The following is a 26,144-nucleotide window of genomic DNA, read 5'->3' on the forward strand; positions in this document are numbered from 1 at the left end:
AGCCGGGCCCCTCCTCGTTTGCCGCCAGGTCAGACGGCGGCGATTCCTCGGATCGGAGGTTCGTGGAAGGTACCCCCGAACACGCGCTGAGATGCGCCCTCGCGATCAAGGTACGGCGATGCGCCCCCGTCGATGAAGGGCCAGCCGGCGCCGAGGATCAGGCAGAGATCGATGTCTTCAACCTCGGGTACGACGCCCTCATCGAGCATGATGCGGATCTCCTGCGCCAACCCGTCCTGGACGCGGCGGAGAATCTCGTCTTCGCCTGCCGGGGCGGTACCCACGGCCGGCTTGAGGATCTTCTCGGCAGGCTTCGTCCAACCGGTGACCTTGCCGTTCTTGTCCTTCTCCACGACCTGGGGCAGCTCCGCCAGCTCGTGGAAGTTCTCGTTGGCGTAGAAGCGTTCGGGGAAAGCGGAAGCCATGGTGTCCTGCACATGCGCAGCGACCTTCCAGCCGACGAGGTCGATGAGCTGGAAGGGACTCATCGGTAGCCCCAGAGGGCTGAAGGCCTTCTCGACCGTGAGCAGCGGCGTGCCCTCGTACACGGCCCGAGCAGCCTCGCCCATGACCTTCGCGAGGAGGCGATTGACGACGAAGCCCGGGGCATCGGCCGTCAAGACGGCGTTCTTGCCCAGACCCTTGGCCACAACGAAGGCAGTCGACAGCGCCGCCTCGTCGGTGGTGGGGGTCTTCACGATTTCGATCAGCGGCATCACCGCCACCGGGTTGAAGAAGTGGAATCCCACGAGCCGCTCCGGGTGCTCGAGCTTCGCTCCGATTTCTTCGACCGACAGCGACGACGTGTTTGTCGCGAGGATCGCGTCGTCGGCGATGATCTTCTCGATCTCACCGAAGACCTGCTGCTTGACCCCGACCTCTTCGAAGACCGCTTCGATCACGAAGTCGCAGTCGGCGTACTCGCTCTTATCGGTGGTGCCATGGATGAGAGCACGCAGGCGGTTCGCGGCATCCCCGTCGAGTCGCCCCTTCTGCTCGAGCTTGCCGATCTCGTCGTGGATGTAGGCGAGTCCCTTATCGACGCGCGCCTGATCGAGGTCGGTGATCAGGACGGGAACCTGGAGTTTGCGCACGAACAGCAGCGCGAACTGGCTGGCCATGAGTCCTGCCCCGATGATCCCGACCTTCTGCACCTTCTTTGCCAGTGCCTTGTCGGGCGCACCGACGGGGCGTTTAGCGCGCTTCTGAACGAGGTCGAACGCATACATGGATGCCGCGAACTGATCACCGGTGATGAGATCGGTCAGCGCCTCATCTTCGCGGGCGAAGCCCTCTGCTTTCGTGCCGCCCTTGGCCTTATCAAGCAGATCGAGTGCGACATAAGGGGAGCGGGGCACCGTGCCGATGCGGCTCTCCAGCATCCCGCGCGCCATCTTGATGGCGATCGGCCACTTGGTGAGACGCTCGATCTTGCCCGGCTCGTTCTTGCGTTCGACCTTGACGGAGCCGGTGAGGACGCCATCGGCCCAGCGCAGTGAATCCTCAAGGTAATTCGCTGCCGGGAAGATGGCATCCATGATGCCGAGGTCGTAAGCCTGCTGGGGCTTGAGTACCCGGTTCTGCTTCAGCGGGTTGGAGACGACGACTTCGAGCGCGTTCTCGATACCGATGAGGTTGGGGAGCAGGTACGCTCCACCCCAGCCGGGAATGATGCCGAGGAACACCTCGGGGAGCGCGATAGCGGCCGCCGAAGCATCCACCGTGCGATACGTGGAGTTCAGCGCGATCTCGAGCCCGCCGCCGAGCGCGAGACCGTTCACGAAAGCGAAGCTGGGTACGCCGAGGCTCGAGAGCTTGCCGAGGACCTGATGGCCCCGCTGCGCGATCAGTTTGGCGATAGCGGCCGAGGGAACCCGAGAGACGTCGCTCAGGTCGGCACCGGCGGCAAGAATGTACTGCTTGCCCGTGATGGCCAGAGCATCGATCTCGCCGGCCGCGGCGCGAGCGGCGAGAGCGTCGAGTGTTTCCCCGAGCTCCTTGAGCGTTGCCGGTCCGAGCGTGTTGGGCCGCGTGTGATCACGCCCGTTGTCGAGGGTGACAAGGGCCAGCACCTTGCCGGAGGCCAGACGCACGTCGGTCACCAGCGAGTGCGTGATGACCTCGCCGTCGGTGAGGTCATCCAGCGGCGAGAAGTCGATCTCGTCGTAGTTGGTCATGGCGGCGAACTCCTACTTCTTCTTCTTGCCGTTGTAGTGCGGGTTTTCCCAAACGACCGAACCGCCCTGCCCGAGACCCACGCACATGGCGGTCAAGCCGTACCGGACGTCGGGGCGTTCGGCGAACTGTGCCGCAAGTTGGATCATCAGCCGCACGCCGGATGCCGCGAGCGGGTGCCCCAGAGCAATGGCGCCACCCCACTGGTTCACGCGAGGGTCGTCATCCGCCACGCCGAAGTGATCGAGCAGTGACAGCACCTGCACGGCGAAGGCCTCGTTGAGTTCGAACAGCCCGATGTCATCGATCGTCAGGCCGGCTTTCTGAAGCGCCTTCTCGGTAGAAGGAATGGGCCCGATGCCCATGATTTCGGGCTGCACTCCCGCGAAAGCGAAAGACACCAGTCGCATCTTGGGGGCGAGCCCGAACTGCTTGACCGCGTCGCCGCTGGCCAGGAGCCCCATCGTGGCCCCGTCTGTGAGCGGTGATGACGTGCCCGCGGTAACGCGCCCGTGCGGGCGGAACGGGGTCTTCAGCGATGCGAGCCCTTCCATCGTCGTCTCCGGGCGGCGACCCTCATCCTCCGTCGCGAGCCCCCAGGCACCCTCAGCAGTCTTGATCGCGACGGGGACGAGATCAGGCTGGATCTTTCCGGCGTCATAGGCTGCCTGCGCCTTCTGCTGACTCCTCATGCCGAAGCGGTCGGCGCGCTCCTTGGTGAGCTGCGGGAAGCGGTCATGCAACCGCTCAGCGGTGACGCCCATGTTCAGCGCGCCCGGATCGACCATCTTCTCCGCGACGAAGCGCGGGTTGGGGTCGGCGTTGGAGCCGATCGGGTGGCGGCCCATGTGCTCAACGCCGCCGGCGATCGCAAGGTCATACATGCCGAAACCGATCGAGCCGGCCATCGTGGTGACACTCGTCATCGCCCCGGCACACATGCGGTCGATCGCGAAGCCAGGAACGGTCATCGGCAGTCCGGCGAGGATCGCCGCAGACCTGCCGAGCGTCAGTCCCTGATCGCCGGTCTGTGATGTCGCGGCGATCGCAACATCGTCAATGCGGTCTTTCGGAACGTCGGGATTGCGTTCCATCAGTCCGATGATCGCTTTGACTGCCAGGTCGTCAGCCCGGGTGTTCCAGTACATGCCCTTCTCGCCCGCGCGCCCGAATGGGGTGCGCATACCGTCGACGAAGAAGACGTCCGATATTTCGGCCACTCTGCCTCCAAGGATTGGGAATGACGCCAGCCTAGGAAGGCGTCAAAACGGCGCGGAATCGGTTGGGTCGAACCTACGAAGCGCTCTCGGAGGCCTCCGGCGAGGGTTGACCGGATTCCACAAAGGCTTCGGCGATCACCTGTGCAGTCTGCTCAATTTGCCAGGGTCGCGCACCGAGTTCCGACAGCGCTGCGCCGATGGACTCGGCGTCGATCGACGCCGGGGGAGCCCAGGCGACGCGTCGGAGCAGCTCCGGGGTGAGGAGGTTCTCGACCGGCATGTGCAGCGACTGCGCGAGTTCGTCGATCGCCGGCTTGGCGGCCTTCAGACGGGCGTCAGCCTCGGGCGCGCGATCGGCCCACGCCCTTACCGGCGGGATCGTGTCGGTGTTTCGCACCCGTTCGGGTGGCAGGTCGGGGTCGGCGCGTCCTGCTTCGAATGCTGCCCACCACCGATCGAGCTCGGAGCGGCTGGCTCGGCCGGTGAACTCTTTGACCGCCGCGAGCTGCTGCTTGGTCTTCGGGTCGGCCAGGATAGCCGCGACCAGAGCACGGTCGGGCACGAGTCGCCCTGGCGAGACATCCTGCGTGATCGCTAGTTCTTCACGGGCGAGCCACAGCGCCCGCGCGATCGCGAGCCCCCGGCGTCCACGCACCGTGTGGAGACCACTGAGCCGGCGCCAGGGATCCTCCCGCGGCGGTTTGGGCTCCCGGGTGAGGACCGCAGAGAACTCCTGCGCCGCGAACGCCGTCTTGCCGGCATCCGCGAGCTGCTCGACAAGGATGTCGCGCACATCGATCAGGTACTCGACATCGAGCGCGGCGTACTCGAGCCACGCCTGCGGAAGAGGACGAGTGGACCAGTCGGATGCCGAGTGTGCCTTTGCCAGGGTGACGCCGAGGGTTTCTTCGACGACGGCACCCAGGCCCACACGCTCTCGTCCGAGAAGTCGTGATGCCAGTTCGGTGTCGAAGATCGTCGGCGGCTCGAGGCCGAGCTCGCGCAGGGAAGGCAGGTCCTGACTGGCGGCGTGAAAGACCCACTCGAGGTCACCGATTGCCTGTTGCAGTGACGTGAAGTCGGCACCGACAGCTGGTGGGTCGACCAGGAAGACGCCGGCGCCACGGCGGAAGAGTTGAACGAGGTAGGCGCGCTGCGAGTAGCGGAATCCGGAGGCGCGCTCGACGTCGACGGCCACCGGGCCTTCGCCTGCTGCGAGCTCAGCGGCGGCACGATGCAACTCGTCGGCATCCGTGATGACGGTGTACTCAGCCACGGCTCACCCGGCGGGACGTCACCGTTGCGATCTGCTCAGAGCCGGGCGGGAGCCCCGCCAGCATGCAGACGAGCTCTGCCCAGGCCTCGACATGCGCGGTGAGGTTCGCAGTCGGTGTCCAGGATGCGCGCAACTCGATCTGAGCGCCGTCACCCTCGTCGGCAAGACTCCCGAATCCTTTGGAGAGGGTTTTCGTGGCGGTTCCGGAGGGAGAGTGGTACGTCGCAGCGTGAGCCTGGAGGGCGTCGGTGAGCCATGACCACGTCACATCCGCCAGCAGGGCATCCATGCCGATTTCGGGCTCGAGCGGTGCCTGCGCAAAGCACACGATGCGCCAGGTGCCGTTCCACTGGGCGGGCTCATCCGGGTCGTGCAACAGGATGAAGCGACCAGTTCCGTAGGCTGAATCATTGCCGGATGCCTCGGGCCTCACGTCCGCAGCCAACGCAAGCGCATGAGGAGCAAGGCCTGCTGGTGCGGGGATCTCCCGGACCGTGAGGTCGTCACGAAAGGTGGCCTCGCGAATCACCGCGGCCACGTCGTCGAATGCCACCCCCGACAGAAGGTCTCCGGTCACCCCGACAGACTAGAGTGAGGACCCCATGGTCGAGTCCAGGCGCGCCGCCTCCCCACAGTACGTCGTTGTCGTCAAGGCGGCCCTTGCGGTGATCTCGCTGGCCCTCGGCGCTGCCCTCGCGCTGTGGGGCGGGATCGCCGTCCGAATGGCGAGGAAGGTGGTCACGCCGGCAGCGCGCATCCCCGATTGCCGCATCCTCGAACTTGATACCTCTGCCCAGACCATCACGCTGACGCGCACTCCCGACACCGAACTCGCTGGCCGGTATGGCCTGTTCACGACGGGCACCGAGCGCTACCTCAAACTCGGATCCGTGCTGTCGGAGACAACCGACACCGTCAAGCGGAAGCTCCTCACTCACGTCGGTCCTCAGGCTCGGATCGTTAGGGATGCCGCATTCAGCGGGTGGTACTACGAGCGCCCCGAGGAACTGCATCTGCCCTTCAGCCCCGAGCTCGTCGGCTCCGCACTCGGTCCCTGCCCCGCGTGGTTGTTCCCCGCCGGTGAGGGGGACATCTGGGTGATCCAGGTGCACGGGCGCGGCACCACTCGCGCGGAGTGCCTGCGCGCCGTGCCGATCTTCCACGGGCTCGGTATCACCTCGCTGGTCGTCTCGTATCGCAACGACGGCGAGGCGCCCCGCAGCCGCTCCGGCACCTACACGCTCGGAGCCACCGAGTGGCGCGACGTCGACGCCGCTGTCGGCTTCGCCCGCCGCCGGGGGGCGAAGCGAGTCATCATCATGGGGTGGTCCATGGGAGGAGCGATCGCACTGCAGCTCGCCCTGAACTCGGCCCATCGGGATCTTATCGTCGGCCTCGTTCTTGACTCGCCCGTCGTGGACTGGCGCATCGTGCTCGACTATCAGGCTCGGCAACTCGGGCTGCCTCCGGCGGTCACGCGGCTGGCGATCACCGTCCTCGGTGCCGACTGGGCGACCGCGCTCACGGGCGCGGGGTCGGCGATCCCGTTCCGCCGCCTCGATGTGCTTGCTCGCGCGGCAGAGCTCCGGCATCCGATTCTCATCCTTCACAGCGACGATGACGGGTTCGTCCCCTCCGACGCATCCCACGATCTGGTGGTCGCACGCCCGGACCTCGTGGAGCTCGACGTGTTCAGCGTTGCCCGCCACACGAAGCTGTGGAATCACGACCAGGAGCGCTGGACGGGCCGCATCACACGGTGGCTCACCGAGCGCGCGTTCGTCAGCGAGCGCGCAGCCGCAGATACGTGAAGCCCGCGTCGTCGACGAGGTGACCCGCGATCTCCGTCTCGACGGCGGTGTGGATGCCCAGGAACGGATGATCGGCGGGCGTCAGCGCGGGCGCGACAGTGATGCAGTACTCGTCGATGATCCCCGACTCCGCGAACTGTCGAGCCAGCGACGGTCCACCCTCGCACACGAGGCGACGAAGGCCCCGGTCTCGGAGAGCGTCGACGATCTGCTGCGGTGTCGTTTCATCGGCGGGCAGTCCGACGACCTCGGCGGAAGGGTGAGCGACTGAGGCTTCGACCTGCTCCGTCCGTGACGCGGGACACAGGACGATGAGGCGCTGGCCCGCCTCGTCCGGGACTCGCAACCCCTCGAGTGAGCCAGAGCGCGTCACGACCGCAAGAGTGGCGGACCGGGGGAGAAGGTAGCTCTCGGCGCGAACTGTCTGCGCCCCGACGATCACGGCATCCGCCGCCGCGCGGATGGCGCTGAGAATTAGCCGGTCCGCTCCTCCGGTGAGCGTCTCGCTGGTGCCGTCACCGCCGACGGCGGATCCGGTGAGGGAGGTGATCATGTTCAGCCGCACAGTCTCCGCCTCCGCCGACCCGTAGCGCGCGGCGATCCACGCGCGTGCTGCATCACGATCGGCATCGATGTCGATCGTGTCGAGGCTTCGGGGAGACAGCTCGGTCACGATCATGGAGAGATCCTCTCTGTGCCCACGGGAGTTCGCTCGGGGGAGTCTTCGGGTGCGCGGGGCGCGGCGACAGCCCGCGTAAGGTAGGAGGGTCCTCCCGCCCCCCTGACTCTAGGCGGCACGCGGCCAGCCCGCATCCGTCTCCGCCGCGGAAGCAACCCATGCCAGCATCCGGCCCCACCGGCATCGTCCACCTCGCAACGCGTTCGCCCGAACTCTCCGGCGACCAGATGGTGGCGTCACTCACGCCTCCGCCGCAGTTCGCGCACGCGTCTTTCGAGTCGTACCGCGCCGACCCGGCCTTCCCGTCACAGCAGGAGGCGAAGGAGATGCTCATCGCCTTTGCCGGTGGACGACCCGACGCGCCGCGCGGGGGGCTGTTCCGGCGCCGCCCTAAGCAGCCCGAACTGAAGCCCGGCGTGTACCTCGACGGCGGGTTCGGGGTCGGCAAGACGCACTTGCTCGCCGCGATCCACCATGCGATGCCGGTGCGGCGGAAGTACTTCGGATCGTTCATCGAGTACACGGCGCTGGTCGGGGCCCTGGGCTACCAGAACGTCGTCAAACTCTTCACCGGCGCCGACCTTCTGTGCATCGACGAGTTCGAACTCGATGATCCCGGCGACACGATGGTCATGACGCGTCTGCTGGGCGAGCTGGTCGCCACGGGAACCCGGCTGGCGGCGACATCGAACACCCCACCCAATGCGCTCGGTGAGGGGCGATTCGCGGCGCAGGACTTCCTGCGTGAGATCCACGCGATGGCCGAGAGTTTCCAGACCATACGGATCGACGGCACCGACTACCGTCACCGCGACGTAGACGGACACGCGGTGGCCCTGGAGGCTGCCGACTACGAAGCGGCAATCCAATCGGCATCCGGCGAGGCACTGGTCAGCGACGACGCCTTCGACGATGTGGTCGCTCAGTTGGCGCGCGTGCACCCTTCCCGGTACATCCGTCTCATCGAGGGGGTGTCGTTGGTGGGTCTGCGTGACGTGTCGGTGTTCACCGATCAGTCCGCAGCGCTGAGGTTCGTCGCTCTCGTCGACCGCATCTATGACGCGCAGATCCCGATTCGGGCCACCGGCATCACCCTGGACCGGGTGTTTCCGGAGGAAATGCTGGCCGGTGGGTATCGCAAGAAGTATCTCCGGGCGATCTCGCGCCTGGTCGCATCGACGCTCGCGTGAATTTCGTGGCGACCTCGGGGTCGCCCGAAACCTGATGTTTACCTGAGCGTCGGTCGTGTAACAGACGCGAAACACGGGGCGCCCTCTGGTCGAAACCGGTCGCCGCGAGACTGGCTCCGCAAGTGCATCGGCTACCCGCGTCGGTGCAGCTTTCGACACACGACACGAATTGAGGACTCTCAATGGATGCTGGAACTCTCGCCTGGGGTATTACCTCATCGGCGCTAGTCCTGTTCATGACGCCCGGCGTCGCCTTCTTCTACGGTGGTCTCGTCAAGGCGAAGAGCGTCATCAGCATGATGATGATGAGCTTCGGCGCGATGGCTCTGATCGCTGTGCTTTGGATCCTGTACGGATTCAACATGGCCGCCGTGAGCGACCCCTGGGCTTTCGCAGGAAACCCCTTCTCGAACTTCGCACTCTCGTCGCCTGAGCTCTCGAGCTCCGACTTCGTGCTCGCGCTCTTCGGCTCCACCTTCGCGATCATCACGGTGGCCCTGATCTCGGGCGCCATCGCTGACCGCGCCCGGTTCGGATCGTGGATGATCTTTGCCGGTGTGTGGGCAACAGTCGTCTACTTCCCTGTGGCCGCATGGGTTTGGGGCGGCGGCTGGATCATGAACCTCGGCACCACGCTGTTCGGCGAGGAGTCCGGTATCGCGGTTCTTGACTACGCGGGTGGTACTGCCGTTCACATCAACGCGGGTGCTGCAGCTCTTGCCCTGGCGCTCGTGCTCGGCAAGCGCATCGGCTTCCAGAAGGGCATCCAGAAGCCGCACAACGTGCCGCTGGTCATGCTCGGCGCGTCGATCCTGTGGTTCGGCTGGTTCGGCTTCAACGCGGGTGCAGAGGCGAACTGGCTCAACGGTGACGGCTCGTACGGCGCAATGGGCCCCGACTCGCTCGCTGGCGTCATCGTCATCAACACGCTCGGTGCAACCGCTGCCGCCATCATCGGTTGGCTGATCGTCGAGAAGTTCAAGGACGGCAAGGCCACGTCGGTCGGCGCCGCCTCGGGTGCCGTCGCCGGTCTCGTCGCAATCACCCCCGCGTGTGCGTTCCTGACCCCCGGCTGGGCGCTCCTGCTTGGTCTTGTCACCGGTGTCATCTGCGCCTTCGCGATCGAGCTCAAGTGGAAGCTCGGCTACGACGACTCGCTCGACGTTGTCGGCATCCACCTCGTCGGTGGTGTCGTCGGAACGCTGTACCTCGGCTTCTTCGCAACCGAGACGGGTCTGTTCCTCGGCGGCGGCTTCGAGCAGCTCGCGGTGCAGGCGATCGCAGCCTTCGGTGTCTTGATCTACTCCTTCGTCGTCGCCTGGATCCTGGGCTTCGCCATCGAGAAGACGATCGGTTTCCGCATCAAGAACGAGGACGAGCTCGCCGGTGTCGACACCAGCGTGCACGGCGAAGAGGGCTACTCGCTCGCCGAGCAGGTCTGATCTGCCGGGAGTTCGTCTCCCAACCCTCAGGGGCGTCGCGAATGGTTCGCGGCGCCCCTGAGGCGTCTCCGCGCGTCTTCGGCAGCTAGGGTGACCTGGTGAATCGGCTGTCCTCGTTTGTCCGCAAGGTTGCTCGTGCGCTCACGCCGCCGGTGCGCAGAAACGTGCGCACGGATGCCGCCCCCGACGCGCCGCCGCTCACCGTCCGCACCCGGCTCATTGCCTCACCTGGCGCGAACGGCCTGAAGATCAGCTATGCACCCGACGCGGACGGGGACGCTGACGCCGGCGAGATCGTGTGGACCTGGGTGCCTTACGCCGAAGGCGACGGGCGAGGCAAGGATCGGCCAGTCCTCGTGATCGGGCGCCAGGACGCCGATCACGTCTATGCCGTACGACTGACCAGCCAACCGCACGACGGCGAGGGAGGCTACATCGCGATCGGCTCAGGGCCGTGGGATGGGCGAGGGAGAGCATCCTGGGTCGACATCGAGCAGCTCTACAGTGTGCACCGTCGGGGCATGCGTCGTGAGGCGGCGGCGCTGGATCTCGATCGCTTCGTGCTCGTCGCCAACGCACTGCGCCGCCGTTACGGATGGGACGCCGAGAGGCGCCGATGATGCCGAATGTGGTGGGCGATACCAGACTCGAACTGATGACCTCTTCCGTGTGAAGGAAGCGCGCTACCAACTGCGCCAATCGCCCAAGACCCTCGCGGGCCAAGTCTCTATCCTACCGGATTCCTGGTCGAGCACACGACCGCGGACCCCGACACGCGCGGAGCCGTTTCGGTTTTGCGCGGCGGCGATTCTCGACTAAAGTCGATCAAGCGCCACACGGTGGTGCAATGCGGATGTAGCGCAGTTGGTAGCGCATCACCTTGCCAAGGTGAGGGTCGCGAGTTCGAGTCTCGTCATCCGCTCGAGTGCGGGGCTTCCTTCGGGAGCACGACACGTGGGTCGAACCACACACGGTGGCGTGGCCGAGCGGCTAGGCACCGGCCTGCAAAGCCGTTTACACGGGTTCGAATCCCGTCGCCACCTCGCATGACAACTGAATAGCCTTTTTTAGGCGCGATTGGCGCAGCGGTAGCGCGCTTCCCTGACACGGAAGAGGTCACTGGTTCGATCCCAGTATCGCGCACCACGAACAACGAAAACCCCCGGAGTTCCGGGGGTTTTCTCGTGTGTCCAGGTGGTTGGTTCCGCGCAAGCTCGCTGCGCACTACGCGGCCAGGGCCACCCGGATCGAATTCGCCCAGGGATCCTCGAAGGTAAGTGTCGCGCCGTCATCGGCCACGTCGACACCGTGGTGGCGCATCCGTTCATCGAGCGCGCCGAGGTCGTCACTCGATGGGACCAGGAGATTGACTTCACCGAGGCCCAGCGCGGGCTGACGCCGCCCGGCGCCGCGGCTGTTCCACACGTTCATCGCCATGTGGTGGTGGTAGCCACCGGCGGAGACGAACAGCGCCGAGCCGTGGAAGTCCAGCGTGGCGTCGAACCCCAGCCGGTCGACATAGAAATCGCGCGCTATGCTTACGTCTCCGACGCTGAGGTGGACGTGCCCGACTCGCGCCGCACGGATGCTGTCAGGCTCGGTGGACGGGTCGCTGAGGTGCTCGCGCAGGAACTGATTCGGGTCAAGGAAGAGGGTGTCCATCTCGACCTGTCCGTGCGTCCAGGACCACTGCGTTCGGGCGCGGTCCCAATACAACTCGACACCGTTGCCCTCAGGGTCCGTGAAGTAGAAGGCCTTGCTGACGAGGTGATCGGCGCTGCCGGTGAACGTTCCAGGGGCCCGACGTGCGACCGATGCCACAGCCGAAGCGAGGGCAGTTTCTGTCTCGAACAGGATTGCCGTGTGATACAAGCCCGCCTGCCCGGACGCGGCGTGACGGAGCTCGGGCGTGTGAACAAGGACCAGTACGGGAACGCCGCCACGTCCCAGCGTGGCGGTCGGTCCGGCGTGACTGAGAAGCTGCAGCGGCACCGCCTCGGTGTAGTAGCGGATCATCGCATCCAGGTCTCCGACCTTCAGAGTGACCGCTCCCATGTGGGTTGCTGCCGCGAGCTTGTCAGACATGCCGAACCTTTCGTTCCTGTCGTCCAGAGCCGTTACCGGACGACCGCGAAGCCAGCGGTCCAGCTGGTCTTCTCGGAGGCAGCCAGGGTCAGCTGGAGGAAGCCGATCGCCTCAAGCTCGTGTGCACGCGCCAGAGCGCCGGCGTCAAGCGCTGCAAGCCCACCGGCGGTGACAGCGTTGATCAAGGCAGCTTTCGCGTCAGCGTCGTCTCCGGCGACCAGCACCGTGGTCTTCTCGGTTCCGACCGTTCCAGCCGCCAGGGTAGCCGCGAAGTTCGTGTTGAAGGCTTTGAGGACGCGTGCGCCCGGCAGAGCCTTCTGGAGCTCAGCCGCAGCCGATGAGCCGACCGGCACCACGAGGGAGTCGAACGTCTCGAAGTTCAGGGGGTTCGTGATGTCCACGACGGTCTTGCCCGTCAGCTGCTCGCCGTAGGTTGCTGCGATCGTCTCGAGGGCGCCATACGGGACGGCGAGGACGACAAGGTCGCCCTCGATCGTTGCGTCCGTATCACCGCTGACGATGTGCTGGATCGAGGCGCCCCCGCGAGCGAGGACGCCGGCGATGGCCCCGCCCATGTTTCCGTTGCCGAAGATGGTGATCGTGCTCATGATGTGACCTGCCTTCTCTGAGAGTCCCGCGGGCCTGCGGGAGGTGGATAGCCCAGGCGAGCTATGTGACTGCCCAACATAGTTGTAGCAACAACTATTCCCGTAGAATCGCACAATGCACAGAACCCGATCTTTCACGGCCGAGGAGCGGGCCACCTGGGTTCCGCTTGTTGCCGTGCTCGAACTGCTCCCCAAACAACTGGACACGCAGCTGAAGCGGGATGAACAGCTCAGCCACTTCGACTACTTCGTCCTCTCGCTACTGGCACTCAGCGATGGGCGCACACTGCGGATGAGCACCTTGGCGATCGAGTCAAACGCCACGCTTCCGCGTCTGTCGCATGTCGTCTCACGCCTCGAAGAGCGAGGATTCGTTCGGCGCCTCCCGGCGCCTGAGGACGCGCGTGCGACGGATGTCGAACTCACCAGTGCTGGACGCCGCAAGGTCATCGCGGCCACACCAGGGCACGTCGCCAACGTGCGTTCTTTCGTGCTCGACGCGCTCTCCCCGACCCAGCAGGCGCTGCTGCGCGAGATCGCGGAGATCATTCTTGATCGCCTTGACCCGACCCAGAGTCTCGCTGCGCACGCACGACACGTGCCGGTCGATTCCAGCACGTAACGACGAAGACCCCCGTCCTTCATCGGATGGGGGCCTTCGGGTCGATGTGGATCAGGCCTCGCTCATCGCGAGCTTCTCCTTCTGGCCCTTTGCGGCGTAATACGCGGCACGGGCTGCATCCCGGCGCGCCTGCTCGGCCTGGCCGGCCTCGCGGATCTCCTCCGAGACGGGGTAGTACTCGGTGGTGGGCTTGCCGTGGTACTTCTCGATGTAGGCGTCAAGCTCCGGGCCCGACGTCCAGGATGTGATGAGGCAGTAGCGCGGCTCGTCGCCCTGGTGGTGGACGGCGTGCCAGAGACGCTGCGTGTCGACGATCAACTGAGCACCAGCCGGCAGCGCGATGCGGTACTCGATGCTCGGGTCGGTGCGGTTCTCACGCAGGACGAAGTAGCTGTCCTTGTCATCGGTCAGGTTGAAGAACCCACGAACTACCCAACCGGTGCCGTCGGGGTTGAGGCGGTTGTTGTCGTCCTGGTGGAGGTTGTAGAGGCAGTCGGCGTACGAGTTCGGCTGCAGCTCGATGATGCGGCACCGTCCCACGTTCGCGCCTGGCTCCTTCGCCCGGGCGGTGAGGGTTGGTGCAAGTGCGGTCTGGGAATCGATCCAGACGCCGTCCTTGTCGGTACGGGGCGGCTGGTGGTTCCAGAAGCCGTTGCACTCGATCTCGCCCTTGGCAGAGGCAAGAGGTGCGAAACGAGTGTCACCCGAGGACTTCCAATCCACGTACTCGATGTCGAGCCATTCCTTCGGATCGATCGGATCGTTGTAGCTGTCGAGGACGACAAAGCCGGTCTCGTCGAGAGCGGCGCTCTTGATGTAACCCATAGGGTTTGTGCCTTTCGGTCGGTGAGCCAGCGCGTTTTTACAGGCCCAACGTAGGCAACCCTACCTCCGGCCCTGCGCGGGAACCTGGGCATCCGCGCCGTGATTATTAGACTCGTCGGGGTCGTCCACGCAGCCGGAGGAGACACTCGATGATCACTGCGACGAACATCCGCGCTCACGCCGTGAACACGGTCGCGTGGTTAGCGTCTGCGCAGGCCACGATCGTCGTCCCGGTCTATCAGCGGCAGTACCGCTGGGACATCGGCGGGTGCGAACAGCTCCTCAGCGACATCCGCGCTGTCGCCGATCGGGATGCCGATCAGATGCACTTCATCGGCTCGATTCTCAGCGCCGCCGATTCTTCGAGTCCCCGCTCGGGCGACGACACGGAGGAATGGGTGCTCATCGACGGGCAGCAACGCATCACGACACTGATGCTGCTGGTCGCCGCGCTGTTCCACACCATCCGGGACGAAGACACCGCCCTTGCCGCAGAACTTGAGCGCGTGCTCCTTCACGCTGCCACCGGTGACACGAAGCTTCGGCCTCACCGTGAGTGGGCAGGAGCCTTCCGGGACGTCGTCGTTGGGGCTGCGGATGGTGTCCCCGCGCCCTCACGGTTCGCCGACAACTACGCGTTCTTCCGTAGTCAGATTTCCGCCGATGATGTGGCCCGGGTCTGGCGCGGGCTTCAGCGGCTCGAGCACGTCGCCATTTCGCTGGGCACTGGCGCAAATGCGCAGCAGATTTTCGAGAGCCTGAACTCCACGGGCGAGCCACTGCGCGACCACGAGTTGATTCACAATTACGTGCTCATGGGACTCTCGCATGCCGAGCAGCTGGTCATCGAAGACGAGTACTGGGCTGCCATCGAGCGCAGCACCGGCGATCACATCGCCTCGTTCTGGGCCCACTACCTCGTCATGGTCGGCGGACGCGAGGTCGCCACTACCGCGTCGGGTCGCGGTGTCTACGACGTATTCCGCACTCATTTCCCGCGGCTCGACCCCGTGGCGCTTCGAACCCTGGCAGAACAGTGGCGTTCCTTCGCGCAGCTCTACGCGACGCTGCTTGACCCCGAGGGGGAACCGGATCCCGAAATCCGGGCGCGTCTGCACTACCTCAACACGTTCGGCCGCGGGATGTATCCGCTCGTCATGGCGCTCTACGCGCGCCACCGCGCCGGCGAGATCGAGCGCAACGATCTTCTGAGCGTGCTCGACGATCTGCAGTCGCTCCTCTTGCGCCGCGACGTGGTCAGCGTCGGGTCGGATCGTCTCGTTGCCCGCCTCGTCCGCGCATCACGGGAGGGCATCGACGCACTCGCGGCTGCGATCTCTCGCCAGACCCCGTCCGATGACCGCGTGCGTGTTGCGCTGAAGCACAGCCCGCTGCCGCATCCGGAGTATGTCCTGTCCCGGCTGGCCGACGTCGATCCGGCGCAGGATGACCTCGTCATCGACCACGTCTTCCCGCCAGCGCCGTCGGACGACTGGACCGGCGGCGATGGGCGGCGGTGGAAGGACTACAGCGAGGACGAACAGAACAGTCACCGGGCTCTAGCCGCGACCCTCGGTAACCTCGCGCTGCTCGAGGAGCCCCTTGCCGCCCAGGTCTTCGACGCGGACTTCCCCGATAAGCGCACGGTGTATGGCAGGAGTTCCATGACCGTCACGCAGCCGTTGGCGTCGATCGAGACGTGGGGAACCGCCGCGATCAGCGGTCGGTCAGCGGAGCTCGCTCAGCAGGTGATGACGCTCTGGCGCCGCCGGGGCCCGCTCGTCATCGACGACGATGGGTTGACCCCCATTCTGGATGCGATTCCGCGCCGCGGATGGCCCCGAGGCTGGGAGCGCGAATTCTCGTATGTGGAGTACGTCGGTGAGCACTGGGAAGTTCCCGACATCAAGTACCTCTTCAATCGCATCTTCAAGCGGTTGTGGGCGGATCGGCGTGACGCGGTCATCGCGTACTGCTCCCGGCGAGGTGGGCCCGTCTACAACGAGCGTGCGTGGAACGGTGACTGGGACAGCCTGGATGACGACCATCACCTGTACATGGGGTGGGACTCGCGATACATGATGGCTGCCGTGCAGGGAGTGCTCGAGGAGGCGGGGCTCGCGCCCGAGGTCTTCGTCAAGTACTCGTACATCGGGCAGATCATGTGATCACTCTGGTCGGATGCCCCCGCGCGGCTCGGTAGCCTTGAGACTGACATCGCCCAGGAGTTCGCTGTGACACAACCGCTCGTCCCGTCTGACGTGGCCTATCCCGCCGACGGTTTCGCCCTCTTCCCCGATCGCTCTGTCGTGGCCCTGCGGGTCAACGGCACGTTGCGGGATCTCGCGACGGTTGTGACCGCCGAGGACACGGTGGAGCCCGTGACGATCGACAGCGCCGACGGGCTCGACATCCTTCGACACTCGACAGCGCATGTGCTCGCCCAGGCGGTGCAGCGGATCCGGCCGCAGGCGAACCTCGGGATCGGACCGCCGATCACCGACGGCTTCTACTACGACTTCGGCGTCGAGGAACCGTTCACGCCCGAAGACCTCAAAGCCATCAAGAAGGAGATGGAGCGCATTGTCCGCGAGGGCCAGCGCTTCACTCGACGGGTGGTCACCGAGGATGAAGCACGTGCGGAGCTTGCCGACGAGCCGTTCAAACTCGAACTCATCGGGTTGAAGGGTGGAGGAGCGGATGCCGCCGAGGGTGCGTCGGTCGAGGTCGGCGGTGCGGAACTGACGATCTACGACAACGTGACCCGCGATGGCGAGACGGTCTGGAAGGACCTCTGCCGCGGTCCGCACGTTCCGGGCACTCGCATGATCGGTAACGGCTGGGATCTGACCCGAATCGCCGGCGCCTACTGGCGCGGCAGCGAGAAAAACCCTCAGTTGCAGCGCATCTACGGCACCGCTTGGCCGACGAAAGACGAGCTGCGCGCCTACCAGCACCGTCTCGAAGAAGCTGCGCGGCGCGATCACCGCAAGCTCGGCGCTGAACTGGACCTCTTCTCGTTCCCGGACGAGATCGGGCCGGGACTGGCGGTCTTCCATCCCAAGGGTGGCATCATCCGCTACGAGATCGAGCAGTACATGCGTCAGCGCCTGCTCGCCGCCGACTACGAAATGGTCAACTCGCCCCACATCACCAAGGGCGACCTCTTCATGGCCAGCGGCCACCTCCAGTGGTACGCCGACGGGATGTACCCGCCGATGGAGCTTGACGAGATCGTGGATGCCGAAGGCCACGTCACCCGGCAGGGGCAGGAGTACTACCTCAAGCCGATGAACTGCCCGTTCCACAACCTGATCTTCCGGTCGCGAGGCCGCAGCTACCGTGAACTGCCGCTGCGACTTGCAGAGTTCGGCACGGTCTATCGCTACGAGAAGAGTGGAACCCTTGCGGGTCTCACCCGCGTGCGGGGGATGACGCAGGATGACGCCCACATCTACGTGACCGCCGATCAGGTGCGCGACGAGCTGACGCGAAACCTCGATTTCGTGCTCTCGGTGCTGCGCGACTACGGTCTGCAGGACTTCTACCTCGAGCTGTCCACCAAAGAGGAAGGCAACCCGAAGTTCATCGGTGACGACTCCTTGTGGGCGGAAGCTACCGAGACCCTCCGCGAGGTGGCCGAAGCCTCGGGCCTCGAGCTCGTGCCCGACCCGGGCGGCGCCGCGTTCTACGGACCGAAGATCTCGGTGCAGGCCCGCGATGCGATCGGTCGCACCTGGCAGATGTCGACGATCCAGCTTGATTTCAATCAGCCCGAGCGGTTTGAACTCGAGTACACCGGTCCCGACGGCGCGAAGCACCAGCCGGTGATGATCCACCGCGCGTTGTTCGGCTCGATCGAGCGGTTCTTCGCGATCCTCCTCGAGCACTACGCAGGCGCCTTCCCGGTATGGCTGGCCCCCGTTCAGGTCGTCGGCATTCCCGTCGCCGATGAATATGCCGCCTATCTCGGTTCGTTCATCGACCGGCTCCGCTCCGCGGGCGTCCGAGCGGAGCTCGATCGCAGCGACGACCGCATGCAGAAGAAGATCCGCACGCACACGACCCAGAAGGTCCCGCTTCAGGTCATCGCGGGGGAGCAGGACCGTTCCGCGGGAACCGTCTCATTCCGTTTCCGTGATGGCTCGCAGACGAACGGCATTCCGCTGGATGAGGCGGTCGCGCGCATTGCGGCTGCCATCGAGAGCAAGACGCTCGTCGATACCGCCGAGGACCTGGCATGACGGATGCCGCGGCATCCGGATCGGAGGGAGTGCCGTCGTCCGAGTTCGCCGGGGTGCCCGACGGCTTTCAGCGGCTCTGGACACCTCACCGGATGGCGTACATCCAGGCCGGGGCCGACGCGATGCGCGCCGCCTGCCCGTTCTGCGCCGCACCGGGAAAGCCGGATGCCGACGGCCTGATCGTCCACCGCGGCACGAGCGCCTACGTTCTGCTGAATCTCTTTCCGTACAACTCCGGTCACCTGTTGGTGTGCCCGTACCGCCATGTCGCGACGTACGATCAGGCAACGGCCGAGGAGACCCAGGAGATCGCCGAGCTCACGCAGACAGCTATGCGCGTACTTCGCTCGGTGTCGCGTTGTGACGGCTTCAACATCGGGATGAACCAGGGTGCGGTAGCCGGTGCGGGTGTCGACGAGCACCTGCACCAGCACGTTGTTCCGCGATGGGCCTCGGACGCGAACTTCTTTCCGATCATCGCGCGCACCAAGGCGCTGCCTCAGCTTCTGGGCGACGTGCGCGAGACCCTCGCGGCAGCCTGGCCCGCCGACTGAGCGTAGAGGTCAGCGAACGCGTGCGACCTCGAACTGCATCCGCGGGTGGGCATAAACCTCCTGCGATTCGATGAGTTGCAGTTCCCGCTCGCCCGAGCCGTACGTGTTCTGCAACAGATCGAACACGCTTGAGACCGTCCGTGCGAGGGCGAGCGCGGCGTCACCGGTCGCCCCGTAGTGGGCGGTGAACAGCGCGGCAGTCACATCGCCGGAGCCGTTCGCCTTCATCGGGATGCGCGGCGTCTGTGCGATCCATGCGCCGTCGTCGGTGACGGCGAGCATCTCGATCGTGCCCTCGGGAGCGTCAGGGCGTTCGACACTGGTGACCAGGACCGTCCGCGGGCCCATGGCGCGGGCGAGATCCGCCGAGACGAGCGTGGATTCGAGATCGGCGGGTTCGGTGCCCGTCAGGAAGCCGAGCTCGAACTGGTTCGGGGTGATGATGTCGGCAGCGGGAACTACACGCTCGCGCAGCAGCACCGGGATGGCCGGCGCAACGAAGCATCCTGACTTCGCATTACCCATGACCGGATCGCAGGCGTAGACCGCCGCCGGGTTGGCGGCTTTGACCCGGGCGACGGCGTCCAGGATCACATCTCCGATGCCCTCGGAGCCCTGGTAGCCCGACAGCACCGCGTCGATCTGCGGAAAGACTCCGCGCTCCTCGATGCCGGTGAGCACCTCCGCGACGTCCGCCGGCGAGATCAGCGGTCCGCGCCAGGCGCCGTACCCGGTGTGGTTGGAGAAGTTCACGGTGTACACCGGCAAGACCTCGACGCCGATGCGCTGCAGCGGAAACACCGCTGCCGAGTTGCCGACGTGGCCGTAGGCGACGGCGGACTGGATCGAAAGGATCTTCATGAGGGCTGGCCTGCTTTCGTGGAACGAGCCGCGTCGATAGCGGCTGACAGATCGGATGCCAGGCGTGTCGCCTCGGCATCGGTGAGGTCGTGAACGGTCAGGCGCAGGTGCTGGGCGGCATCCTCCCCGGCGAGCACGAACTCTTCGCCGGAGCGCGCGAGCCACCCGCGCCGCATGAGATGCTCGCCGACAGCGCGAGCTGGGGCCCCGAGCGGCACCCACAGGTTGAGGCCGTCGGCCGCATGCGCCGGAACACCGGCATTCTGCAGCAGCTGCGCAACTGCAGCGTTGCGTTCGGCGTAGTGGGCTCCCGCACGACGGATGTCGTCGCGGACTGCATCGTCGGTGAGCAGCGCGTGAGCAAGGCGCTGAAGCAGATGGCTCACCCACGTCGTTCCCGGGCTCAGGCGCAGCGCGAGACGTGCCGCCGTTTCGGGGTCCGACGCGGTGACCGCCAGGCACATGTCGGGGCCGAGGAATTTCGACACCGACCGGATGAGAGCCCAGCGTTCGTGATCGGGTCCGACGATCGTGTGGAAGGGGCGCTCGGAGAGGAGGGAGAAGTGGTCGTCCTCCACGACGAGAACATACGGGTGCGCGGCGAGCTCGGCGCGCAACGCGGCTGCCCGCGCTGCTGACAGGCTGGCGCCGGTGGGATTCTGGGCGCGGGGGGTGCTCACGATGGCACGCACCCCGGCATCCAGGGCCGCACGGAGGCCGGCGACAGTCATTCCTTCGTCGTCGACAGGAACCGGCACCGCCCGGTAGCCGCCCAAACGCAGGATGTTCATCGTCGACAGGAAGCAGGGGTCTTCGACGGCGACGGCATCCTCACGGGCGAGGGACTGTCCGAGCAGGCGCTCGATCGCGTCTGACGCGCCGCCGGTGATCGTCAACCGCAGCTCGGGCTGATCGACCATCGCCTCGCGCATCCACGCGTTCGCCCACGCCTCGAAGTCGCGGTCGATGACCGGCTCACCGTAGAGCACGGGTCGGCCAGTGACGCGCGAGAGCAGGCGGGTTGGATCGGGGATGAGTGCGGCATCCGGATTTCCGGTGCCGAGGTCGCGCAGAACCGTTCCGGAAGCAAAGCCCTCCTGCGGCATCCGGGGCGATCCGGCAATGAGGGTCCCGCCCCTGCCCCGTGTCACGACAGTTCCCGCCTGGGCGAGATGGCGATAGGCAGCGACGACAGTATTGCGATTCACGCCCAAACGCTCGGCCAGGGCGCGGACCGGGGGGAGCGCGTCACCGGGAGCGAGCACGCCGCGTTCGACGAGGCCCCGAACGCTCTCCGCGATGTCGGTCGCCGTCGAGCCGGCGATGGCCGGGTGCGCATCGAGGGCAGTCATCCCGACGAGTCTAAGCGGTGGGACATGCTAGGTTTTGGCATAGGTCAAGACGAAGGGATCCTCGTGTCCGCATCCACCACCGGTTCGTCTCGCGTCAAGCGCGGGCTCGCCGAAATGCTCAAGGGCGGCGTCATCATGGACGTCGTCACCCCCGACCAGGCGAAGGTCGCCGAGGACGCGGGCGCCGTCGCGGTGATGGCCCTGGAGCGGGTGCCCGCTGACATCCGCGCGCAGGGCGGCGTGTCGCGCATGAGCGACCCCGACATGATCGACGGCATCATCGAGGCGGTGTCGATCCCGGTCATGGCCAAGGCGCGGATCGGGCACTTCGTCGAAGCTCAGGTGCTGCAGGAGCTCGGCGTGGATTACATCGACGAATCCGAGGTACTCTCGCCCGCCGACTACGTCAACCACATCGACAAGTGGGGTTTCACGGTGCCTTTCGTGTGCGGTGCCACGAACCTCGGTGAGGCTCTGCGCCGTATCAACGAGGGCGCCGCGATGATCCGCTCGAAGGGCGAAGCCGGCACCGGTGACGTCTCTGAGGCCATGAAGCACATCCGCAAGATCAAGGGCGAGATCGCCGCACTCGGTGCGCTCTCCAAGGATGAGCTGTACGTCGCCGCCAAGGAACTTCAGGCTCCGTACGAGCTCGTCGCCGAGATCGCTGAGACCGGAACGCTGCCGGTCGTGCTCTTCGTCGCTGGGGGCGTTGCTACGCCCGCGGATGCCGCGATGATGATGCAGCTCGGGGCCGACGGCGTCTTCGTCGGATCGGGCATCTTCAAGTCCGGGAATCCGGCGGAGCGCGCGGCGGCGATCGTGAAGGCGACGACCTTCCATGACGACGCGAAGGTCATCGCGGACGTGTCCCGGGGCCTCGGCGAAGCGATGGTCGGCATCAACGTCGCCGACCTTCCGGCACCCCATCGCCTCGCCGAGCGGGGCTGGTGAGCACTACCCGTCCGCATGTCGGTGTGCTCGCCCTCCAGGGCGATGTGCGCGAGCATGTGGCGGTGCTGCGCGGCCTCGACGTCGAGGTTTCCGTCGTGCGCCGACCCGAGGAACTCGCCGCTGTCGACGGGCTGGTCCTCCCCGGCGGCGAGTCCAGCGTGATCGACAAGTTGTCCCGAGCCTTCGGGATGCGTGAGCCGATCATCGCGGCGCGAGAGGCCGGGATGCCGATGTACGGCACGTGCGCCGGCCTGATCCTCTTGGCCGACGACATCATCGATGGCATCGATGGTCAGCAGACATTTGGTGGCCTGGACGTCATCGTGCGCCGCAACGCGTTCGGAAGCCAGGTCGACTCGTTCGAAACTGACATCGATGTGCCAGTCTTCGGCGAGCCAGCGGTGCACGCGGTCTTCATCCGTGCGCCGCTGGTCGAGCAGGTCGGGGAGCGAGCCGAGGTCGTGGCATCCCTCGACGACGACCGTGTGGTCGCCGTCCGCCAGGGTGCCCTGCTCGGAACCTCGTTCCACCCCGAGGTGACCGGCGAGACGCGGTTCCACGAGTTGTTTCTGCGCGCCGTGCGCTCGGCAGCCTGACGGAGCACGCTTCACGCGGCCGATAGAATCGAGCGCATGTCCGGCCACTCCAAGTGGGCGACGACCAAGCACAAGAAGGCCGTCATCGACGCGCGTCGTGCCAAGTCGTTCGCCAAACTCATCAAGAACATCGAAGTCGCAGCCAAGCTCGGCGGTGCCGATCTCGCTGGTAACCCCACGCTGTACGACGCCGTGCAGAAGGCGAAGAAGACCTCGGTTCCCAATGACAACATCGACCGCGCAATCAAGCGCGGTGCAGGCATCTCGGGCGACGCCGTCGAATACCAGACGATCCTCTACGAAGGCTACGGACCGAGCGGCGTGGCCCTCATGATCGAGTGTCTGACCGACAACAAGAACCGCGCGGCAGCCGAAGTGCGCACAGCGCTCTCGCGCAACGGAGGAACGCTGGCAGACCCCGGGTCAGTCGCCTACAACTTCCACCGCAAGGGAGTCATCGTCGTCTCGGGTGAGGGCACCACAGAAGACGACGTCATGATGGCGGCACTCGAGGCAGGGGCCGAGGAGATCGAGCCGCACGCTCAGGGATTCGAAGTCATCACCGAGGCATCCGACCTCGTCGCCGTGCGTTCGGCGCTGCAGGAGGCGGGCCTTGACTACGAGTCGGCGGATGTCGAGTTCGTTCCCTCGCTCAAGGTCGAGGTCGACGCCGACACTGCACGCAAGGTTTTCCGGATCATCGACGCTCTCGAAGACAGCGACGACGTCCAGAACGTCTACAGCAACTTCGACCTGTCGGCCGAGGTCCAGGCCGAGCTCGAGAACGACGAGTAGGGCGCGCCTTCTGGGCACCGCCGCTCGTCGCGCCTAGCGTTACCGGGTGGCGACTGTTCGCGTGCTCGGAATCGATCCCGGCCTCACCCGCTGCGGCGTGGGTGTCGTGGATGTCGCTGCCGACCGCTCTGCGGCACTTGTCCATGTCGGCGTGATCCGGACGGATGCCGACCTCGCCATCGAGCTGAGGCTCGCCGGCATCGCGTCCGGCATCCGCGAGATCCTGGATTCGCATCGGCCCGATGTCGTTGCGGTGGAGCGCGTGTTCGCCCAGCACAATCGGAGCACGGTCATGGGTACTGCGCAGGCCAGCGGTATCGCGTTGATGCTCGCGGGCGAGCGGGGTCTTCCGGCGGCTACGCACACCCCGACCGAGGTCAAGGCCGCGATCACCGGGTACGGCAGCGCCGACAAACGCCAAGTGCAGACGATGGTGGCGCGCATCCTGCGGCTGGATGTCCTCCCGCAGCCTGCAGACGCCGCCGACGCCCTGGCGCTCGCTCTGTGTCATGCGTGGCGCGGCGCTCCTCAGGCGCGCGCGGCGACCGGCGGCTCGCTGACCAAGGCGCAGCAGGCCTGGCGGGATGCCGAGCGGCGCGCTCGGGTCTGAGCGTGTCGCTCGAACAAATGTCCGATTCGCCGCATAGCCTGCTCTGAGGCGCGGGCCGCGCCGAACGGAAGGAGCACGATGATTTCGTCAGTGCGGGGCGTCGTCGGCTACGCCGACCTGGACTCGGTGGTGATCGAAGTCGGGGGAGTGGGACTCAACGTCGCCGTGACGCCCGACGTCGCCCGCGCGGCGCGAGTCGGTGAACCGCTGTTCCTGCACACATCGTTGATCGTCCGAGAGGACGCACTGAGCCTCGTGGGCTTCGAGACCCGAGACGAGCTGACGACGTTCCTGCATCTGGTCGGTGTGACCGGCGTCGGCCCCAAGTCGGCGTTGGGGGTCCTCAGCGCCATGTCGGTCGATCAGATCGCCGCGGCCGTCGCCGCCGAAGACGACGCCCCCTTCCGGCGAGTGTCGGGAATCGGTCCCAAGACCGCGAAACTGATCGTGCTCCACCTGACGGGGAAGGTCATCGCTCCCGCCGTGGCCTCGCGCGCGGCATCCGTCACCGACAACCGAGCCGATGCGGTGACCGCGGCGCTGACAGGACTCGGGTGGCCCGAACGTCATGCCTCCGAGGTGGCGGCGACAGTTCTCGAGGACGCGGCCGAAGAGGCATCCGTGCAGGACCTGCTGCGCCGTGCACTGGCCGAACTCGGCCCGGCGAGGAAGGAGCCGATGCGTGGATGACCTGACCGATCCGGCGCCTTCGAAGGATGAGTCCGAGCTCGCACTCGAAGGGGCATTGCGACCGTCATCCCTCGCGGAGTTCGTCGGTCAGACGAAAGTGAGGGGACAGCTGCAGCTCCTGCTCGACGCGGCGCGCCTCCAACAGCGCCCCGCCGACCACATCCTGCTGGCAGGCCCTCCGGGTCTGGGCAAGACGACACTCGCCATGATCGTCGCCCACGAGAGCGAGCGGCCGCTGCGGATGTCGAGCGGACCGGCGATCCAGCACGCCGGCGATCTCGCGGCTCTGCTCTCGAGCTTGACTCCCGGTGAAGTGCTCTTCATCGATGAAATCCATCGCATGGCTCGCTCTGCCGAAGAGATGCTCTACCTCGCCATGGAGGATTTTCGGATCGACATCATGGTCGGCAAAGGCGCCGGTGCCACGAGCATCCCTCTCGATCTGGCCCCGTTCACGCTCGTGGGCGCCACGACGCGCGCGGGCCTGCTCCCGAATCCGCTGCGAGATCGGTTCGGCTTCACAGCGCACCTGGAGTATTACGAGCCCGAAGAACTGGAGCGGGTCCTCGAGCGATCGGCGCGGATGCTGGACGTTCCGCTGCCAGCCGAGTCTCGCGCCGAGATCGCCCGGCGCTCACGAGGGACACCGCGCATCGCGAACCGGCTGCTACGGCGGGTCCGCGACTACGTCGTCGTCCACGGTGGCAGCGCCTCTGCGGCATCCGTAGACGCCGCCCTCGACCTGTACGACGTTGACGCGATTGGCCTTGACCGACTTGATCGCGCCGTCCTGGAGGCGCTCGTGCGCCGGTTCCATGGCGGTCCCGTCGGACTCAACACTCTCGCCGTGACCGTCGGCGAGGAAGCCGACACGATCGAGTCTGTGATCGAGCCCTACCTCGTGCGCATCGGCTTCATGGGCCGCACCCCCCGCGGCCGCGTTGCGACTCCTGACGCCTACGCGCACCTCGGTGTACGTCATGCCGATCAGACGCTGAGATTCGATGACCTATAATTCCTGGAGGCTTTGACCCCACGCGGCCCGACGTCTGCGCGGCCGCACCCGAAAGGCGCCCTTCTTCATGAACTTCCAGGATTTCTTCCTCAACTACGGCCTGCTCATCCTGCTGGGCGCCCTCCTGGTGTTCATGTTCTGGAACTCCAGCCGCCGCATGAAGAAGCAGCGCGAGGAGCAGGCACAGAAGGCGCGCCAGACCGTTCCCGGCGCCGAGGTGCTGCTGCAGGGCGGCCTGTACGGCACCATCGTCGAGTTCGACCCCGACAATCTCGACCAGCCTGCGGTTGTCGAGATCGCGCCCGGCGTCGACATCAAGGTCCACAGCCAGGCGATTCTGCGGATCATCACGCCCGCTGACGAGGTTGAGGACGAAACCGACGACGGTTTCGACGACATCGTCGACAACTATCACGAGACCCACGACGGCGAGTCCTCGGATGCTGTGACCACGGACGCGGAGCCGGCCGCCGAGACCGACGCCGACGGGCGCGACGGCGACACCAAGCCCAACGCCTGACCCTTTCTGGAAAGCATCCC

General features: G+C 65.9%; 25 protein-coding genes and 4 tRNA genes. 18 read left to right on the top strand and 11 right to left on the bottom strand.

The genetic code is table 11. The features are described from left to right. Window positions 1-29: 29 nt before the first annotated feature. The 4 genes from B4F19_RS07025 to B4F19_RS07040 all read right to left on the bottom strand — a co-directional run bounded on the left by B4F19_RS07025 (window position 30) and on the right by B4F19_RS07040 (window position 5,248). Window positions 30-2,177: a 3-hydroxyacyl-CoA dehydrogenase NAD-binding domain-containing protein gene (locus B4F19_RS07025; protein ID WP_292733646.1), complete on the bottom strand. Its 2,148-nt coding sequence runs from the start codon at window positions 2,175-2,177 to the stop codon at window positions 30-32. 12 nt (window positions 2,178-2,189) lie between these two features. Then, window positions 2,190-3,395 carry a thiolase family protein gene (locus B4F19_RS07030; protein ID WP_292733649.1) on the bottom strand — a complete coding sequence of 402 codons (1,206 nt, stop codon included), beginning with the start codon at window positions 3,393-3,395 and terminating at the stop codon, window positions 2,190-2,192. Between the two features lie 73 nt (window positions 3,396-3,468). Continuing rightward, the gene (locus B4F19_RS07035; RefSeq protein ID WP_292733652.1) at window positions 3,469-4,671 is read right to left on the bottom strand and encodes a ribonuclease D; all 1,203 of its coding nucleotides are present in this window, start codon (window positions 4,669-4,671) and stop codon (window positions 3,469-3,471) included. Beyond that, on the bottom strand, window positions 4,664-5,248 hold the full coding sequence (locus B4F19_RS07040; RefSeq protein ID WP_228178817.1) for a DUF3000 family protein: 585 nt from the start codon (window positions 5,246-5,248) through the stop codon (window positions 4,664-4,666). The genes B4F19_RS07035 and B4F19_RS07040 overlap by 8 nt, the downstream gene beginning before the upstream one ends. Before the next feature lie 25 nt (window positions 5,249-5,273). Between B4F19_RS07040 and B4F19_RS07045 the strand changes: the two genes are divergently transcribed. Then, window positions 5,274-6,482 carry an alpha/beta hydrolase family protein gene (locus B4F19_RS07045; protein WP_292733655.1) on the top strand — a complete coding sequence of 403 codons (1,209 nt, stop codon included), beginning with the start codon at window positions 5,274-5,276 and terminating at the stop codon, window positions 6,480-6,482. Here B4F19_RS07045 and B4F19_RS07050 read toward each other — a convergent pair. Beyond that, window positions 6,454-7,161 (bottom strand): dihydrofolate reductase family protein, encoded by a 708-nt coding sequence (locus tag B4F19_RS07050; protein WP_292733657.1) that lies wholly within the window; start codon window positions 7,159-7,161, stop codon window positions 6,454-6,456. The two genes, B4F19_RS07045 and B4F19_RS07050, sit on opposite strands and share 29 nt — an antisense overlap. Window positions 7,162-7,319: 158 nt before the next feature. On the opposite strand from B4F19_RS07050, the gene zapE reads away from it, so the two are divergent. From zapE to B4F19_RS07065, 3 genes are all read left to right on the top strand, one after another. Next, window positions 7,320-8,351, top strand: a complete 1,032-nt coding sequence (gene zapE, locus B4F19_RS07055) for a cell division protein ZapE (protein ID WP_292733658.1) — start codon at window positions 7,320-7,322, stop codon at window positions 8,349-8,351. 182 nt (window positions 8,352-8,533) lie between these two features. Further along, on the top strand, window positions 8,534-9,793 hold the full coding sequence (locus B4F19_RS07060; RefSeq protein WP_292726709.1) for an ammonium transporter: 1,260 nt from the start codon (window positions 8,534-8,536) through the stop codon (window positions 9,791-9,793). Window positions 9,794-9,891: 98 nt separating this feature from the next. After that, entirely contained in the window at window positions 9,892-10,413 is a 522-nt protein-coding gene (locus B4F19_RS07065) for a type II toxin-antitoxin system PemK/MazF family toxin (RefSeq protein ID WP_292726707.1), read from the top strand. Window positions 10,414-10,422: 9 nt separating this feature from the next. Here the strand turns inward: B4F19_RS07065 and B4F19_RS07070 are convergent. Continuing rightward, window positions 10,423-10,498: transfer RNA gene (locus B4F19_RS07070), tRNA-Val, on the bottom strand. A 144-nt stretch (window positions 10,499-10,642) separates the two neighbouring features. Between B4F19_RS07070 and B4F19_RS07075 the strand changes: the two genes are divergently transcribed. From B4F19_RS07075 to B4F19_RS07085, 3 genes are all read left to right on the top strand, one after another. Beyond that, window positions 10,643-10,715, top strand: a tRNA-Gly gene (locus B4F19_RS07075). 50 nt (window positions 10,716-10,765) lie between these two features. Continuing rightward, window positions 10,766-10,836, top strand: a tRNA-Cys gene (locus tag B4F19_RS07080). A 28-nt stretch (window positions 10,837-10,864) separates the two neighbouring features. Then, a tRNA-Val gene (locus tag B4F19_RS07085) sits at window positions 10,865-10,939 on the top strand. A 78-nt stretch (window positions 10,940-11,017) separates the two neighbouring features. Here the strand turns inward: B4F19_RS07085 and B4F19_RS07090 are convergent. Beyond that, window positions 11,018-11,878: a VOC family protein gene (locus B4F19_RS07090; protein ID WP_292726705.1), complete on the bottom strand. Its 861-nt coding sequence runs from the start codon at window positions 11,876-11,878 to the stop codon at window positions 11,018-11,020. Between the two features lie 32 nt (window positions 11,879-11,910). Continuing rightward, window positions 11,911-12,486, bottom strand: coding sequence for an NADPH-dependent F420 reductase (locus B4F19_RS07095; protein ID WP_292726703.1), 576 nt, complete (start codon window positions 12,484-12,486; stop codon window positions 11,911-11,913). Between the two features lie 115 nt (window positions 12,487-12,601). Here B4F19_RS07095 and B4F19_RS07100 point away from each other — a divergent pair, with 115 nt between their 5' ends. Beyond that, window positions 12,602-13,108, top strand: coding sequence for a MarR family winged helix-turn-helix transcriptional regulator (locus B4F19_RS07100; protein WP_292726701.1), 507 nt, complete (start codon window positions 12,602-12,604; stop codon window positions 13,106-13,108). 51 nt (window positions 13,109-13,159) lie between these two features. Here the strand turns inward: B4F19_RS07100 and B4F19_RS07105 are convergent, their stop codons facing one another. Beyond that, window positions 13,160-13,933, bottom strand: a complete 774-nt coding sequence (locus tag B4F19_RS07105) for a hypothetical protein (protein WP_228178786.1) — start codon at window positions 13,931-13,933, stop codon at window positions 13,160-13,162. Between the two features lie 149 nt (window positions 13,934-14,082). Here B4F19_RS07105 and B4F19_RS07110 point away from each other — a divergent pair, with 149 nt between their 5' ends. From B4F19_RS07110 to B4F19_RS07120, 3 genes are all read left to right on the top strand, one after another. Further along, window positions 14,083-16,101 carry a DUF262 domain-containing protein gene (locus B4F19_RS07110; protein ID WP_292733661.1) on the top strand — a complete coding sequence of 673 codons (2,019 nt, stop codon included), beginning with the start codon at window positions 14,083-14,085 and terminating at the stop codon, window positions 16,099-16,101. A gap of 66 nt (window positions 16,102-16,167) precedes the next feature. Next, the gene (gene thrS / locus B4F19_RS07115; RefSeq protein WP_292733664.1) at window positions 16,168-18,177 is read left to right on the top strand and encodes a threonine--tRNA ligase; all 2,010 of its coding nucleotides are present in this window, start codon (window positions 16,168-16,170) and stop codon (window positions 18,175-18,177) included. After that, window positions 18,174-18,731 (top strand): HIT family protein, encoded by a 558-nt coding sequence (locus B4F19_RS07120; RefSeq protein ID WP_292726693.1) that lies wholly within the window; start codon window positions 18,174-18,176, stop codon window positions 18,729-18,731. The genes thrS and B4F19_RS07120 overlap by 4 nt, the downstream gene beginning before the upstream one ends. 9 nt (window positions 18,732-18,740) lie before the next feature. Here the strand turns inward: B4F19_RS07120 and pdxY are convergent, their stop codons facing one another. Both pdxY and B4F19_RS07130 read right to left on the bottom strand, forming a co-directional pair. Further along, complete coding sequence (gene pdxY / locus B4F19_RS07125) at window positions 18,741-19,592, bottom strand: pyridoxal kinase PdxY (RefSeq protein ID WP_292733667.1); 852 nt, start codon at window positions 19,590-19,592, stop codon at window positions 18,741-18,743. Then, window positions 19,589-20,944 (bottom strand): aminotransferase class I/II-fold pyridoxal phosphate-dependent enzyme, encoded by a 1,356-nt coding sequence (locus B4F19_RS07130; protein WP_292726689.1) that lies wholly within the window; start codon window positions 20,942-20,944, stop codon window positions 19,589-19,591. Before B4F19_RS07130 ends, pdxY begins: the two co-directional genes overlap by 4 nt. Window positions 20,945-20,968: 24 nt before the next feature. Between B4F19_RS07130 and pdxS the strand changes: the two genes are divergently transcribed. The 7 genes from pdxS (at window position 20,969) to B4F19_RS07165 (ending at window position 26,124) form a co-directional block, all read left to right on the top strand. After that, on the top strand, window positions 20,969-21,898 hold the full coding sequence (gene pdxS, locus B4F19_RS07135; RefSeq protein WP_292726687.1) for a pyridoxal 5'-phosphate synthase lyase subunit PdxS: 930 nt from the start codon (window positions 20,969-20,971) through the stop codon (window positions 21,896-21,898). Then, on the top strand, window positions 21,892-22,494 hold the full coding sequence (gene pdxT / locus B4F19_RS07140; protein WP_292726722.1) for a pyridoxal 5'-phosphate synthase glutaminase subunit PdxT: 603 nt from the start codon (window positions 21,892-21,894) through the stop codon (window positions 22,492-22,494). The genes pdxS and pdxT overlap by 7 nt, the downstream gene beginning before the upstream one ends. A gap of 36 nt (window positions 22,495-22,530) precedes the next feature. After that, entirely contained in the window at window positions 22,531-23,289 is a 759-nt protein-coding gene (locus B4F19_RS07145; RefSeq protein ID WP_228178775.1) for a YebC/PmpR family DNA-binding transcriptional regulator, read from the top strand. Between the two features lie 46 nt (window positions 23,290-23,335). Continuing rightward, on the top strand, window positions 23,336-23,899 hold the full coding sequence (gene ruvC, locus B4F19_RS07150; protein WP_228178773.1) for a crossover junction endodeoxyribonuclease RuvC: 564 nt from the start codon (window positions 23,336-23,338) through the stop codon (window positions 23,897-23,899). 78 nt (window positions 23,900-23,977) lie between these two features. Then, window positions 23,978-24,589, top strand: a complete 612-nt coding sequence (gene ruvA, locus B4F19_RS07155) for a Holliday junction branch migration protein RuvA (protein ID WP_292733670.1) — start codon at window positions 23,978-23,980, stop codon at window positions 24,587-24,589. Then, the gene (ruvB, locus tag B4F19_RS07160) at window positions 24,582-25,604 is read left to right on the top strand and encodes a Holliday junction branch migration DNA helicase RuvB (RefSeq protein WP_292733673.1); all 1,023 of its coding nucleotides are present in this window, start codon (window positions 24,582-24,584) and stop codon (window positions 25,602-25,604) included. Before ruvA ends, ruvB begins: the two co-directional genes overlap by 8 nt. A gap of 67 nt (window positions 25,605-25,671) precedes the next feature. Next, on the top strand, window positions 25,672-26,124 hold the full coding sequence (locus B4F19_RS07165) for a preprotein translocase subunit YajC (RefSeq protein ID WP_228178770.1): 453 nt from the start codon (window positions 25,672-25,674) through the stop codon (window positions 26,122-26,124). Window positions 26,125-26,144 lie beyond the last annotated feature (20 nt).

Origin of the sequence: Microbacterium sp. UBA1097 (assembly GCF_002313585.1) — a bacterium.
Lineage (GTDB): Bacteria > Actinomycetota > Actinomycetes > Actinomycetales > Microbacteriaceae > Microbacterium.